The organism is Micromonospora sp. ABR4_055, assembly GCF_056160425.1.
Genome location: NZ_JBSWXD010000154.1, coordinates 1 through 16,513, shown reverse-complemented (window position 1 = coordinate 16,513; position 16,513 = coordinate 1). Strand labels below are relative to the sequence as shown.

General features: G+C 72.9%; 17 protein-coding genes. 7 read left to right on the top strand and 10 right to left on the bottom strand.

Going from position 1 to position 16,513, the window contains the following annotated elements:
• Positions 1 to 90 precede the first annotated feature (90 nt).
• The 4 genes from ACXAHD_RS26490 to ACXAHD_RS26475 form a co-directional block, all read right to left on the bottom strand.
• Positions 91 to 234, bottom strand: a complete 144-nt coding sequence (locus ACXAHD_RS26490) for a hypothetical protein (RefSeq protein WP_199757942.1) — start codon at positions 232 to 234, stop codon at positions 91 to 93.
• Between the two features lie 85 nt (positions 235 to 319).
• Positions 320 to 724: a WhiB family transcriptional regulator gene (locus ACXAHD_RS26485; RefSeq protein ID WP_281553396.1), complete on the bottom strand. Its 405-nt coding sequence runs from the start codon at positions 722 to 724 to the stop codon at positions 320 to 322.
• A gap of 137 nt (positions 725 to 861) precedes the next feature.
• Positions 862 to 1,188: a hypothetical protein gene (locus tag ACXAHD_RS26480; protein ID WP_289212240.1), complete on the bottom strand. Its 327-nt coding sequence runs from the start codon at positions 1,186 to 1,188 to the stop codon at positions 862 to 864.
• Between the two features lie 91 nt (positions 1,189 to 1,279).
• Positions 1,280 to 3,484, bottom strand: a complete 2,205-nt coding sequence (locus tag ACXAHD_RS26475) for an ATP-dependent DNA helicase UvrD2 (RefSeq protein WP_289213705.1) — start codon at positions 3,482 to 3,484, stop codon at positions 1,280 to 1,282.
• Between the two features lie 161 nt (positions 3,485 to 3,645).
• Between ACXAHD_RS26475 and ACXAHD_RS26470 the strand changes: the two genes are divergently transcribed.
• The 4 genes from ACXAHD_RS26470 to ACXAHD_RS26455 all read left to right on the top strand — a co-directional run bounded on the left by ACXAHD_RS26470 (position 3,646) and on the right by ACXAHD_RS26455 (position 5,945).
• Positions 3,646 to 3,891 carry a mycoredoxin gene (locus ACXAHD_RS26470; RefSeq protein WP_281553394.1) on the top strand — a complete coding sequence of 82 codons (246 nt, stop codon included), beginning with the start codon at positions 3,646 to 3,648 and terminating at the stop codon, positions 3,889 to 3,891.
• Between the two features lie 161 nt (positions 3,892 to 4,052).
• Entirely contained in the window at positions 4,053 to 5,204 is a 1,152-nt protein-coding gene (locus ACXAHD_RS26465) for a helix-turn-helix domain-containing protein (protein ID WP_281553393.1), read from the top strand.
• Positions 5,205 to 5,249: 45 nt separating this feature from the next.
• A complete protein-coding gene (locus ACXAHD_RS26460; RefSeq protein ID WP_289212239.1) occupies positions 5,250 to 5,486 on the top strand; it encodes a DUF397 domain-containing protein in 237 nt (78 codons plus the stop codon).
• 219 nt (positions 5,487 to 5,705) lie between these two features.
• Entirely contained in the window at positions 5,706 to 5,945 is a 240-nt protein-coding gene (locus ACXAHD_RS26455; RefSeq protein ID WP_281553391.1) for a hypothetical protein, read from the top strand.
• Positions 5,946 to 6,022: 77 nt separating this feature from the next.
• On the opposite strand, the gene nudC is transcribed toward ACXAHD_RS26455, so the two are convergent.
• The 5 genes from nudC to ACXAHD_RS26430 form a co-directional block, all read right to left on the bottom strand.
• On the bottom strand, positions 6,023 to 7,000 hold the full coding sequence (gene nudC, locus ACXAHD_RS26450; protein ID WP_281555445.1) for an NAD(+) diphosphatase: 978 nt from the start codon (positions 6,998 to 7,000) through the stop codon (positions 6,023 to 6,025).
• Positions 7,001 to 7,070: 70 nt separating this feature from the next.
• A complete protein-coding gene (locus tag ACXAHD_RS26445) occupies positions 7,071 to 8,453 on the bottom strand; it encodes a M16 family metallopeptidase (protein ID WP_475053966.1) in 1,383 nt (460 codons plus the stop codon).
• Entirely contained in the window at positions 8,450 to 9,757 is a 1,308-nt protein-coding gene (locus ACXAHD_RS26440; protein WP_289212238.1) for a M16 family metallopeptidase, read from the bottom strand. The genes ACXAHD_RS26445 and ACXAHD_RS26440 overlap by 4 nt, the downstream gene beginning before the upstream one ends.
• 46 nt (positions 9,758 to 9,803) lie before the next feature.
• The gene (locus ACXAHD_RS26435; protein ID WP_289212237.1) at positions 9,804 to 10,760 is read right to left on the bottom strand and encodes a hypothetical protein; all 957 of its coding nucleotides are present in this window, start codon (positions 10,758 to 10,760) and stop codon (positions 9,804 to 9,806) included.
• Positions 10,761 to 10,923: 163 nt separating this feature from the next.
• Positions 10,924 to 11,121: a hypothetical protein gene (locus ACXAHD_RS26430; protein ID WP_289212236.1), complete on the bottom strand. Its 198-nt coding sequence runs from the start codon at positions 11,119 to 11,121 to the stop codon at positions 10,924 to 10,926.
• A 386-nt stretch (positions 11,122 to 11,507) separates the two neighbouring features.
• Between ACXAHD_RS26430 and ACXAHD_RS26425 the strand changes: the two genes are divergently transcribed.
• The gene (locus tag ACXAHD_RS26425; RefSeq protein WP_281553387.1) at positions 11,508 to 13,397 is read left to right on the top strand and encodes a glycoside hydrolase family 15 protein; all 1,890 of its coding nucleotides are present in this window, start codon (positions 11,508 to 11,510) and stop codon (positions 13,395 to 13,397) included.
• Positions 13,394 to 14,794 (top strand): glucose-6-phosphate dehydrogenase, encoded by a 1,401-nt coding sequence (locus ACXAHD_RS26420; protein WP_281553386.1) that lies wholly within the window; start codon positions 13,394 to 13,396, stop codon positions 14,792 to 14,794. The genes ACXAHD_RS26425 and ACXAHD_RS26420 overlap by 4 nt, the downstream gene beginning before the upstream one ends.
• Positions 14,795 to 14,877: 83 nt before the next feature.
• Here the strand turns inward: ACXAHD_RS26420 and ACXAHD_RS26415 are convergent, their stop codons facing one another.
• Complete coding sequence (locus ACXAHD_RS26415) at positions 14,878 to 16,215, bottom strand: DEAD/DEAH box helicase (protein WP_289212235.1); 1,338 nt, start codon at positions 16,213 to 16,215, stop codon at positions 14,878 to 14,880.
• A 95-nt stretch (positions 16,216 to 16,310) separates the two neighbouring features.
• Between ACXAHD_RS26415 and ACXAHD_RS26410 the strand changes: the two genes are divergently transcribed.
• A partial coding sequence (locus tag ACXAHD_RS26410; protein WP_475053959.1) for a hypothetical protein occupies positions 16,311 to 16,513 on the top strand: 203 nt, incomplete at its 3' end.

The window sequence follows — 16,513 nt, the reverse complement described above, 5'->3', positions numbered from 1 at the left end:
TTTTGTTTTCCCCCCGCCTCTGCTCCCCCCACCGAGGGGGTGGTGGGTTATCCCCCCCCCCCCTTGTGCCAGGTGGCCCCCCGGGCTCGGTCAGCGCCCGCTCAGGCTGCGGGCCCAGAGGTGCCGGGCCTGCATGGCGACGGTGCGGGCGGATCGGGGTGCCTCAGTACGCGCGGTGCCGGCCTGAGGCGGTTGCATTCGCGCCCGGGAGAGCGCCTCGTAGAGCAAGTGCATGACGGTTTCTCCTGTGATGGTCGGTGCTGCGGTGTGGGTGGTCTGTGCCGGCGCCCGGCCGGTGCTCGTCGTGATCCGATGCATGTCAGGCCGCCAGCCGGACGGTGCCGCGGGCACCGACGACGCCGTTGGCCGCCATGCGTGCCTCGACTTCGCCCCGCAGGGCGGCGTCACGGGCCAGGTCCTCCTTGCGTGGCCGGCCGCGGGGCCGCTTACGCGGCACGACCGCCCCCCGCTCGAAGATCTCGCCGCCCCAGACGCCCCACGGCTCGGCCCGCTCGATCGCCCCGGCGAGGCACTCCACCCGCAGCGGGCAGTCCACGCAGAGCGACTTGGCCAGCTCCAGCTCCGTCGGGGAGTCGGAGAACCACAGGTCAGGGTCGAACTTCCGGCACGGCAGCTCCGCCACGACGTCCGGCTGGCCCGTTGCGGCCGGCCGGCACCCCGGCTGGTAGTCGCTGCGGTCGAGAGTGGCAAACGCCAGACTCATCGCCCGGTCACCTCTTTCTTCGCTTCGATCTCGTGGATCGCTTCCGACTTGCTCGTACCTGTGCGGCGGCAAAAACTAAGGCCGCGGATCCCGGTTGCGGGTTCCGCGGCCTCGAGGTGAGCCGGTGTGGTCTGGTGTCAGACCGGCCTTCCTCGAGGGGGAACACCGCGGGCAGCATCCATGAACGGCTTCTTGGCCGCCGGGATGGTGGTGCGAACGCTGCCTTCGGAGCTGCTGGTGCCATTGGTCGTCGCGACTACGGACGCACCCCGGAGCCGGAGCCAGCCCTGATCGACGCCAGCCCACCCGTTGACCGTGCGGTGCTGCTCGACCTGGATCTGGATCTGGTCCTGGTGCGCCACTGCCGAGTGACCGATGGGCGCGACGGCGGCCAGATAGCCACCGACCGTCGGAGCGCAGGCAGCGGTCAGCGTCGACAGCGTGGAAGTCTCGTAGCTCAGCACCGTCGTCACCTCCTGCCTGGACTCGTCACGAAAACCCTCCACCCCGACGGAGCAGCGAGAACGCCCACTGCTCGCGAGGTGTGACCTGAGGCTAAGCCTCTTGCGACGCCGGGGGCAAACCATTTTCCGGGTCGGATTCCGAACTTTTTTGCCAGTCAAGATCATCTACGGCCACACCGCCCACCAGAGCGTGCACCGACGGACCGTAGAGTCCCAGCTTGCGGGGGCCGATCCCGGCGATCGCCAGCAACTCGGCGTCGCTGCCGGGCCGCCGCTCGGCGATCGCCAGCAGGGTCGCGTCGGTGAACACCACGTACGCCGGCACCCGCTGGTCGCCGGAAACCCGCGACCGCCACGCCCGCAGCCGGTCCAGCAGATCCTCGTCCAGATCCGACGGACAGGTGGCGCACCGGCCCAGCTTGCGGTCGACGCCGGCCAGCAACGTGGTCCCACAGACCCGGCAGGAGACCGGCTGGCCGCGTCGGCGCTCGCCGGAGCGGCCCGCCCCCGGACCGCCGCGCCGAGCACCGCCGGCACCACCGCCCGAGCGGTCCAGCTGCGGCAGGAACCGGCAGGGCCGGCGGGTCCGCCCGCCCGGCGACCGGGCGGCACCGTAGGACAGCCACAGCCACTGCCGGGCCCGGGTCACCCCGACGTAGAGCAGCCGGCGCTCCTCCTCCAGCTGCTCGGCCGTGCGGGCGTACGTAGTGGGCAGTGTCCCGTCGGCGAGCCCGACCAGGAAGACCGCGTCCCACTCCAGGCCCTTGGCCGAGTGCAGGGAGGCGAGGGTGACTCCGGCGACGGTCGGCACGTGCTGCGCCGCCGCCCGCCGCTGCAGCTCGGCGCAGAAGTCGGCGAGCGGGACCGGGCGTTCGCTGACCGCCGCCTCCCCCACCGGCACCAGCACCGGTTGGGCGCCGAACTCCTCGGCCAGCTGGACCAACGCAGCGAGCGCCTCCCAGCGTTCCCGCGCCGCCCCGCCGGGCGGCGGCTGGTCCGGGGTCCAACCCACCGCGGCGAGCCCGGCGGTGACCGCCTCGACCAACGGGGTCTCCCCGGGCGTCGACCGGACCGCCGAGCGCAGCGCGACCATCGCCTGCCGGATCTCGGCGCGTTCGAAGAACCGCTCCGCGCCCTGCACCACGTACGGCACCGCCGCCTCGGCGAGGGCCTTCTCGTACGCCTCGGACTGGGCGTTGGTCCGGAACAGCACGGCGATCTCGGCGGCCGGCGTACCCGCCGCGATCAGCTCGGCGCAGCGCGCCGCGACCGCCGCCGCCTCGGCCGGCTCGTCGGTGAAGATCCGCACGTCCGGCTCCGGGCCGGGCTCGCGCTGGCCGACCAGCTCCAGCCGCAGCCGGGCCTCGGTGCCCTTGGCCTGCCTGATCACCGTGTTGGCCAGGCCCACCACCTGCGGCGTCGACCGGTAGTCGCGGACCAGTCGCACCACCACCGCCTCCCGGCGCCGACGGGCGAAGTCGACCAGGTACGCCGACGTGGCGCCGGTGAACGAGTAGATCGTCTGGCTCGCGTCGCCGACCACGGTCAGGTCGTCCCGCTCCCCCAGCCAGGCGTCGAGCAGCCGTTGCTGCAACGGGTTGACGTCCTGGTACTCGTCCACCACGAAGTGCCGGTACTGGGCCCGGACCTGCTCGGCGACGTCCGGGTGCTCCTCGATGCCCCAGATCGCCGCCCGCAGCACGTCCTCGAAGTCGATCACGCCGTTGCCGCGCTTGATCTGCTCGTACCCGGCGTACACCTCGGCCACCTTGGCCGGCTCGTGCGGAGTCTCCCGCAGCGCCTTCGCCGCCGCGACGGCGTACTCGGACGGCTCCACCATCGCCGACTTCGCCCACTCGATCTCACCGGCCAGGTCCCGGGCGGCGGCCCGGTCGGTGCGCACCCCGACCCGACCAGCGGCGAGGGTGACCAGCCGGACCTTGCTGTCCAGCAGCTCCGGCATCTCCCGGCCGCCGAGCAGCCGGGGCGCGAAGTAGCGGACCTGGCGCAGCGCCGCGGCGTGGAACGTCCGCGCCTGCACCCCGCCCACGTGCAGCGCGCCGAGGCGGGCCCGCATCTCGGCAGCGGCCCGCGCGGTGAAGGTGACCGCCAGTACGTGCCGGGCGGCGATCTCGCCGGAGAGCACCCGGTAGGCGATCCGGCTGGTGATCGCCCGGGTCTTCCCGGTGCCGGCACCGGCCAGGATGCAGACCGGCACCGGCGGAGCGGTCACCGCCGTACGCTGCTCCGGGTCCAGCCCGCTCAGCACTCGGCCTGGTCCTGGGTCTGAGTTGATGTCGGCCGCCACGGGTAGGAATCATCGCAGCCTCGCGCGACGTTGCACCGGCTAGCCCGGGTGCCGCCCGGGCCGGAACTACTGCGCCCCGGCACCGCCCGGGGCCGGCGACCCGGCGGGCGAGTGCCCGCCGTGGCCCGACGACCGCGGAGGACCTGCAGATGTTGACCATGTATTCGACCAGTTGGTGCGGCTACTGTCACCGGCTCAAGTCGCAGTTCGACCGGGAGCGGATTCCCTACGAGGTGGTTGACATCGAGCAGGACGCCGAGGCGGCCGCGTACGTGATGGGGGTCAACGGCGGCAATCAGACGGTACCGACGGTCCGTTTCCCGGACGGTTCGGCATTGACGAACCCGAGTATCGTTCAGGTTCGGCAGCGGCTCAGCGACCTCGCGGCGAGCTGAGTCGCACTCACGGTCCGTCCGCCGCCGTGCACAACATCGCATTTGGCTAACACGCCCACCAGAGGACCCCACCGAGGCAGCAATCGGGCCATACTGTTTCGGGCCGTGACCCACATCGCCGCGACATTGGCGGTCACCAAACGGATCGGGGGTGGTTTCCGGTGCAGCCCGAGGAGCCCGAGCAGCCCATACCGAGCCCGAACCTGCGTCGTCGCCGCCTCGGCAGCGAGCTGAGGCGGCTGCGGGAACACGCCGGACTGACCGGTGAGCAGGTGATCGAAAGAGTGAAGTGGGCGTCCGCGTCCAAGCTCTCCCGGCTCGAGAACGGGCGCAGCCGGCCGGGGGTCGGCGACGTGATGGACCTGCTCGACCTGTACGGCGTGACCGGCTCCGAACGCGATGATCTGGTCGGCATCGCTCGCGACGCCGGCAACACCCGAGCCTTTCTCAGCTCGTACGCGGTGATGACCAGCCTCCAACGGGCGTACGCCGAGCTGGAGGCTGGTTGCACCGAGATCCAGGAGTACGGCGCGGTGATCATCCCGGGCCTGCTGCAGACCTCCGCCTACGCGAAGGTGCGCATCCTCTCGGCGCGCCCGCTGGTGGAGATGGTCGACGAGCGGGCCACCGGACGCCGGACGATCCTGCAGAAGGCGACCAACCACCGGACCGCCGGCCAGAAGCGCAACGCCGACGACCCGGACACCGAGGTCGCGGCCCGGCAGTCCCGGCAGTCGATGCTGCTGCGCGAGAACGGGGCGCCGAAGTACACCGCAGTGCTGGAGGAGGCGGCGGTCAGCCTGCGCTGCGGCCCGCCCGACGTGATGGTGGCGCAGCTGAAACATCTGCTCACCATGGCGCAGCTGCCCAACGTCACCCTGCGGGTGCTGCCACCGAACGCCACCGTGGCCTCCTGGTACCTGTCGGAGACCGCGTTCTCGATCTACCACTTCGCCGACCCGGAGGACCTGAGCGCGGTGGCGGTCGAGACGCTCGCCGCCGACATGATCGTCAACGACGTGCCGGTGCTCGAACGGTACGGCCAGGTCTTCGACTGGCTCTGCGAGGCCGCCCGCAGCCCGCAGGAGTCGATCGACTGGCTCAGCGACGCCGTGGCCCGGCACGTCGCCGCCGGCGCCACCGAGCTCGACTCCGTACCCGACGGCACCGCCCCCTCCTCCCCCACCACCCCTGCCCCGCTGTCCCCGCCCGCCGCGGGCGGGGCAGGCCCCGGCCGACCGGCCGGGCCGCCGATCCAGCGTGGACCGCACGAGCGGACCACGCGCCGGACCGGCCAGGCGATCCCGGACTGACCGACGGTCCGCCCGCCCGGTCCGTTTGACCAGCAAGGAGCAGGAATGAACCCAGCAGATCAGTCCAGCGTGCGCGTCCCCGGTCCGACCCCGCCCGCCTGGCGCAAGAGCAGCCGCAGCCAGAGCACCAACTGCGTCGAGGTCGGGGCGATGGCGGGTCACCGCGCACCGGTGCTGATGCGCGACAGCAAGGACCGCAGCGGGCCGGTGCTGTCGTTCGACCGCACCACCTGGCGTGACTTCATCGACAGCGCCAAGGATGGCGAGTTCGACCTGATCTGACCGCCGGCACCGCAGGGCAGGTCGAGCCGGGTGGCCGACGCCACCCCGACCCGGCTCGACCGAACGGACATCAGGATCGATCCGTTCGTCAGGTTTGACCGGCCACCGCAGCGGGTTCTCCTCCTGCGGAGACAACCGATGGAATTTCCAGCAGGAGCCTGTCCGACCTGAGCCATCGGCCGTCCCACCACCCAGGTCACCGGTTGCTCGGAGTCGTTCATGCGATACCTGATCGTCCGCACGGAGATCCGCGCGGTGGCACACGACGAACTCATCACCGCGGTCCGCACCGGCCAGCGCATTCGCGACGAGCGGACCACACCCGAGCCGCGCCGGCAGACGGTCTGTGCGGAGAACCTCGAAGCGGCCATGCACCTGGCCCGCGCACTGTCCACCGTCGGGCCGGTCCGCTCCGGCCGGCAACGGGTGAAGGTAGTGCCGGTCCCGCCCATCCGCTGACCGGCACCCACCGGACCGGCACCCACGGACCGGCACCCACCCGGCGAGGTCCGGCACGGCGGAGTCCGGCACGGCGGTCACCGGCCGGGGTCCGGCGCGGTCTCCGCCACCCAGCTGCGGATCAGGAACGCCGCGATCGACGCCGGCGGCGCGAACCGGACCGGGTACCCGTCGCCGGAGTCGAGCCGCTCACCCGCCAGCCCGGCGGCCACCTCGGCCCGGGTGAACCAGCGCGCCCGGATGATCTCCTCCGGGTCCGGCCGCAGCGGCTGCTCCGGGTCGACCCGGCCGAGGTAGCCCAGCATCAGGGTGCCCGGGAACGGCCAGGACTGGCTGCCGACGTACCGCATCGCAGTCAGCGTCAGACCCACCTCCTCGGCCACCTCACGGGCGACCGCCGACTCGGCCGACTCGCCGGGCTCCACGAACCCGGCCAGGCAGGAGTAGAGCCGGTCGGGCCCGTCGCCGCGCCGGGCGTGGTGGTTGGCCAGCAGACACCTCCCGTCCGGGCCGGGACCGCCGTCGGTCAACAGCACGATCACCGCCGGATCGGTCCGTGGCCAGCTCCGCGTACCGGTGTCGTCGACGCGTGACCAGCCACCATCGGTTGCCCGGGTCGGCAGCCCCGACGACGCCGAGTAGCGGTGCCGGGCGTGCCAGCTGACCATCGCCGCAGCGGTGGTGAACAGCCCGGCGTCGCGGTCCGGCAGCAGATGGCCGACCTCCCGGACAGTCACCGACCGCAGGCCCGGGTCAGCCACGGACGGCACCGCCACGGACGAGGACAGTACGGACGACGGCGGTACGGACGACGGTAGTGCCGCGTCAACCGCGAAGACCGGGGTGCCGTCGTCGACCGTACCGATGAAAATGCGGTCGGTGACCTCGACGGCCGGTGCCTGGTCCGGGCGCACCAGCACCAGGGTGGTCCCGTCGGCGCCGTCGCGCACCAGCGCCCGGCCACCGGCCGCGCCGTCCACCACCAGCACCAGCGAACGTGGCCAGGCCCGCGCCAACCACTGCGGATCCCGGCGGTACGGCGCTGCCCGGTCCATCGCGGCGCGGGCCAGCGACGGTTGTGTACCGACGGTCGGCTGCGTACCGGCGGTCGGCCCGACGGAGGTGTCACCCGGCGACATCGGGCGCTGCCGCACCAGGCCCGACTACGCCGGTGACCGACGCGTCGGACGTTTCGACCTCGGTCAACGCGGCGACCGGACCGGCGATCCGCGCGACGTCGCCGAGCACCACCCCCATCGCCAGCGCCGGTGCCAGATAGCGGGTCGCGGCGGCCGCCACCTCGTCACGGGTCGCCGAGGCGAGCCGCGCGGTGTGCTCGGCGAGAAAATCCAACGGCAGGCCGAACCCGGCGTAGGTGCTGGCCACCCCGGCCAACCCGGCCTGCGTCGACATGCCCAGCTGCAGGCTGCCGACCGCGTACTGCCGGGCCTGTTCGAGCTCGTCGTCGTCGGGCGGCAGCACCGCGAGCCGGCCGAGCTCGTGCAGGGTCTCCAGCAACGCGGGCGCGGTCACCTCGGTCGCCACGTCGGCGGCGAGCAGCAGCACCGATCCGGCCACCGAATGTTCAACCATCGAGTACGGGCCGTAGCTGTAGCCCTTGTCCTCGCGGATGTTCTCCACCCAGCGGGACGAGAAGTAGCCGCCGAACACCATGTTGGCCAGCTGCAGGGCGGCGTGGTCCGGGTGCCGCCGGTCCACCGCTGGCAACGCGATCCGCATCGACGACTGCACCGAGCCGGGCCGGTCGACCAGCAGCAGCGGGGCCGGGCGCGGCGCGGGCGCCATCGGCAGCGTCAACTGCCGGCCGCCGGCCGGCCAGTCGCCGAGCACCCGCTCCGCGGTGTCCAACGCCCGGGCAGGTGACACGTCGCCGACCAGCACCAGGTGCGCCCCGGTCGGCCGGACCCGGTCGGCGTGCAGAGCGCGCAGCCCGGCCGGCCGGACGGCGCGGACCTGGTCCACCCCGGGAACCGACTCGGCGTACGGGTGACGGCCGAACATCCGCCGGGACAGCGCGGCGCGGGCCAGGTGCGCCGGCTGGCTCAGCGCCACCTGGATCCGGTCGGCCAGCCGGGCCCGCTCGATCGCCACCTCGCCAGCCGGGTACGTCGCCCCGGTCAGCACCTCGCCGAGCAGTTCGAGCATCCGCCGCAGCCCGGTGACCAGCCCGGCGCCGGCGACCAGCAGCCGGTCGGGGTCCACCCCGGCGGACAGGCCACCGCCGACCGCCTGCAACTCGGCGGCCAGCTCCACGCCGGACCGGTCGACGGTGCCGGAGAACAGGGTCTGCGACAGCACCGTCGCCCTGGCCAGCGGGGCCCGCGCGAACGGCACCCGGAGCCGGATCTCCACCAGCGGCACCGACGGCCGGCGGATGGCGATCACCCGTAGCCCGTTGTCCAGCGTCCGCTCGGCAACCTTGGGCAACGGCGGTCGACGGGTCGGTCCGAGCGGCGGCAACGGCCTCCGGGTGGGGGCGGCGGTCACTGGGCTCCTCCGGGGACGACCTCGATCGTGGCGCGCCGGTGCGGGCGCAGGGTGGCGGCGGCCGCACGGACCTGTGTCTCGGTGACCGTGCCGAGCATCCGCGGCAACTCGTTGAGCAGCTCGGGGGTGCCCCGCTGCTGCTCCAGCACCGCCATCCGCAGCCCTCGGCCGAGCACCGCGTCGGTGTCGCGCAGCAGGTGGGTGGCCATCCGGGCCTGCACCCGGGCCAGTTCGCCCCGGGCGAAGCCGTCGACGGCCAGCCGGTCGAGCTCCTCGTCGACCGCGCCGAGCACCTTGTCGACGTCGCCGCCGGGCGGCAGATGCGCCTGCAGGACCAACGCCGACGGGTCCCGTACGTCGAACGGCTCCCCCTCGAACGACAAGTAGCCGCCGAGGCTGGTCACCGTACGGTCGCCACGCACCAGTCGCTCCACCAGCCGGGCCGCGTCACCGTCGGTGAGCACCTCGGCGAGCACCACGTACGGCAGGTAGCCGGCCAGGTCGTCGACCGGGTCCGGCACCCGCCAGGCGGCGGCCACCGCCGGCAGCGGAGCCAGCGGATCGGGGTACGCGGTACGCCGCTCGGTGGTCAGGTCCGGCTCGGCAAAGCTGGGCCGGGCCGGCGCCGGCCGGGCCGGCACGTCTCCGAAGTGCCGCTCGATCAGCCCGGTCGCGGCGGTGACATCGAAGTCCCCGGCGACGGCGAGCACCGCGTTGCCGCTGGCGTAGTAGCGGGTGAAGAACTCGGCGGCCTCACCGACGGTGGCGCTGTCCAGATCCTCGAAGGAACCGTAGCCGTCGTGCGCGTTGGGGAAGGTGTCGAACAGCACGGGCGGCAGCCGCAGCCAGGGAAACCCACCGTACGGCCGGTTGAGCACGTTGACCCGGATCTCCTCCTTGACCACGTCGACCTGGTTGCGCAGGTTCTCCTCGGTCAACTGCGGACCACGCATCCGGTCGGCCTCCAGGAACAGCGCCCGCTCCAACGCGTTGCTCGGCAGCACCTCGTAGTAGTCGGTGTAGTCCAGGTGGGTGCTGCCGTTGAAGGTGCCGCCGGAGCCCTGCACGTGGCGGAAGTGCGCCAGCTTCTCCAGGTTCGCCGAACCCTGGAACATCAGATGCTCGAACAGATGCGCGAACCCGGTACGCCCCGGTGGTTCGGACCGGATCCCGACGTCGTAGACGACCGCGACGCCGACCACCGGCGCGCTGCGGTCGGGCGCCAGGACCACCCGCAGGCCGTTGGGGAGGGTGAACCGCTCCACCGGGTACGCGGTCGCCGGGATCCGCACTGTACGCGCCACGGACCGACCCTAACCTGTCGGCGACAGTCCTCGGTGCACCGCCGGATCATTCGACACGTACGGATGCGTACAGGTCGTCGACCACCCAGTCGAGCTCGCGGTGGGTGCCGGGGATGGAGACGAACAGCACCGCCGCGGTCGGGCGTCCGACGTCGATACACGCCACCGCCACCAGTTCGTCGGTGGCCTGCAGGCCGGGCTGGGTGAAGTGCAGCCGGAACACCGTCAGCCAGGCGGGTCGCCCACCGATCGGGGTCCGCTCGTCGCGGATCAGGTCCATCCGGTTGGGCTGCGGGTAGTACTCGGCGCGGACGTCGGCGGCCACCTGCCGGCCGACGCACTCCAGGTCGAGGGAGAGCGCGTCGTTGTCGGCGGCCGGCACGGCGGCGGACAGGATCGAGGCGTGGTAGTCGCTGAACCCGTTGTAGTCCGCCTCGGTCACGAAATGCTGCCCCACCTTGTACGGCACCTGCAGCGCCCCGGCGTTCCACACCGTCGACCACGGCCGCCACGGTTCGCCGTACTCGGTGTAGGAGATCCCGGCGTCCGGGTCGACGGTGCGTGGCCCGGTCGGTTCGGGCAGCGCGGGGCCCAGTGTCGGGCCCGGTGTCGGGTCCGCCGGCGTGGGCTGCCCGCCGGGGCCTCCGGTGGGTCCGGGGCAGAGCTGGGCCAGCGGCGGCCGGACGTCCGGCGGCGGATCCGGGCTGCCGAACGGGTCCGGGTTGCCGCTGAGCACCAGCACCAGCACGGCGACCAGTCCACCGGCGAGCACCACGGCTGCGGCACCGCCGAACCACCACAGCCGCACCCCGTCCCGCCCGCCGCGCCCTGGGTCAGTCGGCGGCCGCCCCGACCCGACGCCTGGGCCGGTCGGCGGCCCGGTGGGCGGGCCCGCGTCGGCACCGGCGGCCGGGTACGGGCGGCCCGACCGGGTGACCGGCCCGGCGGACCAGTCCACGGCGGTGCCGGACGTTGCCCGGTCAGACGGCGGCGGATGAGACATCTCCCTTAGTGAAGCACTCGTCGGCGGGAAAACCGGCAGCGCCCCGACCGGTGCGGCCCCGGCGTGCCGACACCGCGCCGCCGGATCAGCGCGGGGCCGCCTGGACGCGGATCAGCGCGGGGCCGCCTGGACGCGGATCAGCGCGGGGCCGCCTGGACGCGGATCAGCGCGGGGCCGCTTCGATGTCGGTGGACCGTACCGCCGGGTCGGGTGCATGCAGTTCGACGACGACCGGCCCGGCGCCGGCGGTCGGACCGGTGTACCAGGGAGTGACGACAGAGGCCAGGGCCAGTAGCACGCCGAGCATCGCGACGCCGACGACGAGCAGGATCTCCCTCGTCGCGCTGGTCTCGGCTGTCATCTCCACCCGACCTCTCTGCCCGGGGGTCGCGTCCCGGCGGCCGTGCCTCGTCCGCCAGCCAAAGGATCCCGGTGGCGGGCGCGACGTGCAGTCAGCCATCGGACGAAAAGCGTGGATGTCTCGCGGAACCCGCCGGCCGTACGGACGACCCTGCTCATCCGTGCGGCGTCACTGTCCGTCGACACCGGCTGCTCTGACAGACCGTGCGGCCGGCCGCGACGACGAACGGCCGGCGGATGGCGCGGCCAGCGGATCCGTCGCAGGCGTCAACCGGTCCGGCACCGGGTAGAGGGACCCGCGTACCTGTCGGCACCACCTACCTTTCGGCAGTACGGCTCACCGGGGAGAGTGGTGCCTGACGGACCCACCATGCGGAGGAGACACCCGTGACGGACCATCTGGCGGAGATCAAAGCGCTGCCGGTGCCCGAACTCACCGACCGCTACCCGGCCATCGCCGACCACGGCCTGATCGGCGACGGCCAGACCGCCGCGCTGGTCGGCATGGACGGCACCGTACGGTGGCTCTGCCTGCCGAGATTCGACGGCCCGGCGCTGTTCGCGACACTGCTCGACGCCGAACGGGGCGGTGCCTGGACGCTGCGGCCGGCCGGCCTGCGCGCCGTCCGGCAGGAGTACCTGCCGGACACCGCCGTACTGCGTACCGAACTGCACACCGCCACCGGACGCCTGGAGATCCGCGACGCACTGCTGATCGCCGCCGCGTCCGACGGGCCGGCCGAGGGGGCCGGACCGGCCGTCGACCGGCCGCTCAACACCGAACTCGGGGCGGCCTGCGGCGAGCTGGGCCGCCTGGTCACCGTCATCGACGGCACGGTCGACCTGGAGATCGGACTGACCGGCCGGGGTGGGCTACGAACCACCCCCGCCGCCGAGGAGATCGGCATCGAGTCCCTGGCCGGGGACGGCGGCCGGTTGCGGCTGACCGCCAGCCGGCCGGTACCCGGCCTGGACCGGCTGGCCGGCCGGATCCGGTTGACCGCCGGCGACCGGCTCGGCCTGGTGCTGCGCTGGGCGCAGGGTCCGACCCGGCACCGCGACGCCGATCAGCTCGCCGCCGCGCTGGACCGCACCGCTGCGGCCTGGCGGATCTGGAGCCGCCAGATCAACTACTCCGGCCGGCACGCCGATCTGGTCCGCCGCAGCGCCATCACGCTCAAGCTCTGCGACGACCACGACAGCGGGGCAGTCGTCGCCGCACCCACGTCGTCGCTGCCGGAGGCGATCGGCGGCCGCCGCAACTGGGACTACCGGTTCACCTGGGTACGCGACGCCGCGTACACCGTCTACGCGCTGCGTCGGGTCGGGATGGCCGCCGAAGCCGAGTCGTTCCTGTCCTGGGTGCTGCAGGCCTGCACCCGCGACGGCCGACCACACGTGCTCTACACCCTGGACGGCACCCGGCCGGCCCCCGAACGGATCGACCCGGACCTGTCCGGCTACCGCGGTTCCCGGCCGGTGCGCTGGGGCAACGCGGCGGCCGACCAGATCCAGCACGACGTGTACGGCGAAATCCTCGACTGCGCCTGGCAGTGGGCCCGGGCCGGCGGCGCGGTCGACGACCGGCGGTGGTCCCGGCTGACCCGGCTGGGCCGCTCGGCGTTGCAGCACTGGCGTACCCCGGACCACGGCATCTGGGAGATCCGCCATGAGGGCCGCCCGTTCACCTATTCGGTGGCGATGTGCCAGGTGGCGGCGGACCGGATGGCCCGGCTGGCGACCGCCACCGGCCGGCGCGACGAGGTCGAGCAGTGGCGGCGGGCGGCCGAGGAGATCCGCTCGGCGCTGCTGACCGAGGCATGGGACGACGACAACGGGCACTTCACCGAGCACCTCGGCCAGCCCGGTACCGTCGACGCGAGCCTGCTCGCCCTGCCGCTGCGCCGGGTGGTCGACCCCGCCGATCCGCGTATGGTCGCCACCGTCGACGCCGTCCAACAACGCCTCGGTGCCGGCGGCGACCTGCTCTACCGCTACCTGCCCGAGGAGTCGCCGGACGGGGTCGGCGGCGGAGAGGGAGCGTTCCTGCTCTGCTCCTTCTGGTGGGTGGACAACCTGGCCGGCAGCGGCCAACTGGACCGGGCCCACGAACTGTTCGACCAGCTCTGCGGCCGGGTCAACCACGTCGGGTTGCTCCCCGAGCAGATCGACCCCGCGACCGGCGCCTTCCTGGGAAACTTCCCGCAGGCGTTCAGTCACATCGGGCTGATCAGCAGCGCGGTCAACCTGGCCCGGTACGGAAGGATGCGGACGTGACAGCGAACGTGATCGTGCTCGGCGCCACCGGCGACCTCACCACCCGTTACCTGTTGCCCGGTTTGGCCCAGCTGCGCGAGCTGGACCGGCCGGCGGACGGGATGCGGCTGATCGGGGTGGCCCGCGACGAGCTCGACGACCGGGGCTTCCGGCACCGGGTGAGCGCCGCGCTGCGCGAGCACGCCCCCGAGGTGGCCACCCGGGCCCGCAGCGAACTCGCCGAGTCGGCCAGCTACGTCCACGGTGACGTGACCGACCCGGAGGTGCTGGCGACGGCGCTGGAGATCGCCCGGGACGGCGAGCGGGCCAGTCACGGCGACGACGCCGTGGTGGTCTACCTGGCCCTGCCGCACCGGCTGTTCGAGCCGGTCGCGATCGCGCTGGGCCGCTGCGACCTGCCGGCCGGCATCCGGCTGGTGGTGGAGAAGCCGTTCGGCGAGGACCTGGCCAGCGCCCGACGGCTGAACACGGTGCTGCACCAGGTGCTGCCGGACGACCGGGTGTTCCGGGTCGACCACTTCCTGGCCAAGCAGACCGTGCTGAACCTGCTCGGACTGCGGTTCGCCAACCGGGTGCTGGAGCCGCTGTGGAGCAACACGCACATCACCGGGGTCGACATCGTCTTCGACGAGACGGTCGACGCGGAAGGCCGGTCCAGCTACTACGACCACGCCGGCGCGCTGCGCGACATGGTGCAGAACCATCTGCTGCAGCTGCTGACCCTGGTGGCGATGGAGCCGCCGCTGACCGTCGACCCGGCCGACCTGGCGGTGCGCAAACTGGATGTACTGCGGGCGGTCCGCCCGATCCGGGCCGCCGACGTGGCCGACTGCACGGTACGCGGCCGGTACACCGCCGGGGTGGTCCAGGGCCGACGCGGCGAGCGGAAGGTGGCCAGCTACGTCGACGGTGCCGGGGTCGACCCGGCCCGGGACACCGAGACGTACGCCGAACTGACCGTCCACATCGACAACTGGCGGTGGTCGGGGGTGCCGTTCAAGCTGCGTACCGGCAAGGCGTTGGCCGCCGACCGGCGCGAGATCGTGATCCGGTTCGCCGACGTGCCGCACGCGATCTTCACCGACCGGGACAGCCAGTGCAACGAGCTGCGGCTGCAGCTCGACCCGGACCGGATGTCGCTGCGGCTCAACGTCAACGGCATCGGCGACCCGTTCGACCTGGAGCCGGTCGAGATGGTCACCGAGCTGGCCCGGCAGGCACCGAGCCCGTACGGGCAGTTGCTGCTGGCCATCATCGAAGGTGACACCCGGCTCAGCGCCCAGGCGCAGGAGGCCGAGGAGAGCTGGCGGATCATCGAACCGGTGCTGGCCGGTTGGGCGCAGGGTCGGACACCGCTGCGCGACTATCCGGCCGGCAGCACCGGCCCACGGCCCTGACCGGCCGGGCCGCGTACGGCTCCCGGGCGGGCCGGACCGCATCTCGGTCCGGCCCGGTCCGGGTCTGATCCGGGTCTGGCCGGTCAGCGGGCCGCCGGACGGCGGGCCGGGCGACGCCGGCCGCCCGGGCGACGCCCCGGACGCCGACCGGTACCGGTGCCGTCGGCGGTGCCGGCCGGAGTGTTCTTCGCCGCCACGGCCCGGGTCGGCGCGGGGAGCGTGACCGGCACCCCGGACGGGGTGCGGGCGCCGGTGACCCGGGCCAGTTCCGCGTCCGCCGGGCTGACCGAGCTGCGCTGCGGCCGGATCTTCGCGGCGGCCATCAGGCGGTCCATGTCCCGCCGCTGCTCCGGCAGGACCAGGGTGGCCACCACTCCGGCGGCACCGGCCCGGGCGGTACGCCCGCCCCGGTGCAGGTAGTCCTTGTGGTCCGCCGGCGGGTCGACGTTGAGCACCAGGTCGAGGTCGTCGATGTGGATGCCACGGGCCGCGACGTCGGTGGCGACCAGCGCGGTGACCTGACCGGTCTTGAACTGCTCCAGGATGCGGTTGCGCTGCCCCTGGGACTTGCCGCCGTGCAGGGCGGCCGCCCGTACCCCGCTGGCGAGCAGTTGGCGGGCCAGCCGGTCGGCGCGGTGCTTGGTGCCGATGAACATGATGACCCGGCCGTCCCGGGCGGCAATGGCCGCCGTGGTCGCCGGCTTGTCGGCCGCGCTCACGTGCAACAGGTGGTGGCTCATCGCACCGACGGTGGCGGTCGACGGGTCGACCTGGTGCGACACCGGGTCGGTGAGGAACTCGCGGACCAGCCGGTCCACCCCGCGGTCCAGAGTGGCCGAGAAGAGCATCCGCTGCCCGCCCGGCGCGACCTTGCGCAGGATCATGGTGACCTGCGGCAGGAAACCCATGTCGGCCATCTGGTCGGCCTCGTCGAGCACCGTCACGGTAACGTCGTCGAGCTGGCACGCACCCCGGTTGACCAGGTCGTTGAGCCGACCCGGGGTGGCGACGACGATTTCCGCGCCGGAGCGCAGCGCGTCGGCCTGGCGTTGGATCGACAGGCCACCGACGACGGTGACGCAGCGCAGCCGCACCGCCCGGGCGTACGGTTCCACCGCGGCCGTCACCTGTTGGGCCAGCTCACGGGTGGGGACCAGGACCAGGGCCAGTGGCCGACCGGGGCGGGCGCGCCGCCCGGCGGTACGGGCCACCAGCGGCAGCCCGAAGGCGAGGGTCTTGCCGGAGCCGGTGCGGCCGCGGCCGAGGACGTCACGGCCGGCCAACGAGTCGGGCAGCGTCGCCGCCTGGATGGGGAACGGCTCGTTGATGCCGTTGGCGGTCAACGCGGCGAGCAGGCTCGCCGGCACACCGAGGTCGGCGAAGGAGGGCGTCTGGACGTGAAGAATCGTGGTGGTGCTCATATGACCGGATCGGCCTTCCGCTAGCGAGGTGGCACGTAGCGAGGAAGGCGCCGGGCGACGGGGTCGCCAGCAGCGGGTCACAAGCACGAACCAGGGTGGGACTTGCTGCGGGGGGGGGGGGGGGGGGGGGGGGGGGGGGGGGGGGGAAGGAGGGGGGGGGAAGGGGGGGAGGGGGGAGGGGGGAGAGGGGGTCAAGAAAAGGGGGCAAAAAAAAGAAATGGGGGGGGGATTTGTTGAGGTCCGGCCCCCGCCGTGAAGGGGGGGGACCCCGGACCGTTCGTACCGAACAGCTCAGAGC

What these genes read in the sequence shown, in the direction of transcription:
- ACXAHD_RS26430 (WP_289212236.1), bottom strand. Translation starts at nt 11,121, where the DNA reads ATGACAGCCGAGACCAGCGCGACGAGGGAGATCCTGCTCGTCGTCGGC.
- ACXAHD_RS26490 (WP_199757942.1), bottom strand. Translation starts at nt 234, where the DNA reads ATGCACTTGCTCTACGAGGCGCTCTCCCGGGCGCGAATGCAACCGCCT.
- ACXAHD_RS26455 (WP_281553391.1), top strand. Translation starts at nt 5,706, where the DNA reads ATGCGATACCTGATCGTCCGCACGGAGATCCGCGCGGTGGCACACGAC.
- ACXAHD_RS26485 (WP_281553396.1), bottom strand. Translation starts at nt 724, where the DNA reads ATGAGTCTGGCGTTTGCCACTCTCGACCGCAGCGACTACCAGCCGGGG.
- ACXAHD_RS26460 (WP_289212239.1), top strand. Translation starts at nt 5,250, where the DNA reads ATGAACCCAGCAGATCAGTCCAGCGTGCGCGTCCCCGGTCCGACCCCG.
- ACXAHD_RS26415 (WP_289212235.1), bottom strand. Translation starts at nt 16,215, where the DNA reads ATGAGCACCACCACGATTCTTCACGTCCAGACGCCCTCCTTCGCCGAC.
- nudC (WP_281555445.1), bottom strand. Translation starts at nt 7,000, where the DNA reads ATGGACCGGGCAGCGCCGTACCGCCGGGATCCGCAGTGGTTGGCGCGG.
- ACXAHD_RS26470 (WP_281553394.1), top strand. Translation starts at nt 3,646, where the DNA reads ATGTTGACCATGTATTCGACCAGTTGGTGCGGCTACTGTCACCGGCTC.
- ACXAHD_RS26435 (WP_289212237.1), bottom strand. Translation starts at nt 10,760, where the DNA reads ATGTCTCATCCGCCGCCGTCTGACCGGGCAACGTCCGGCACCGCCGTG.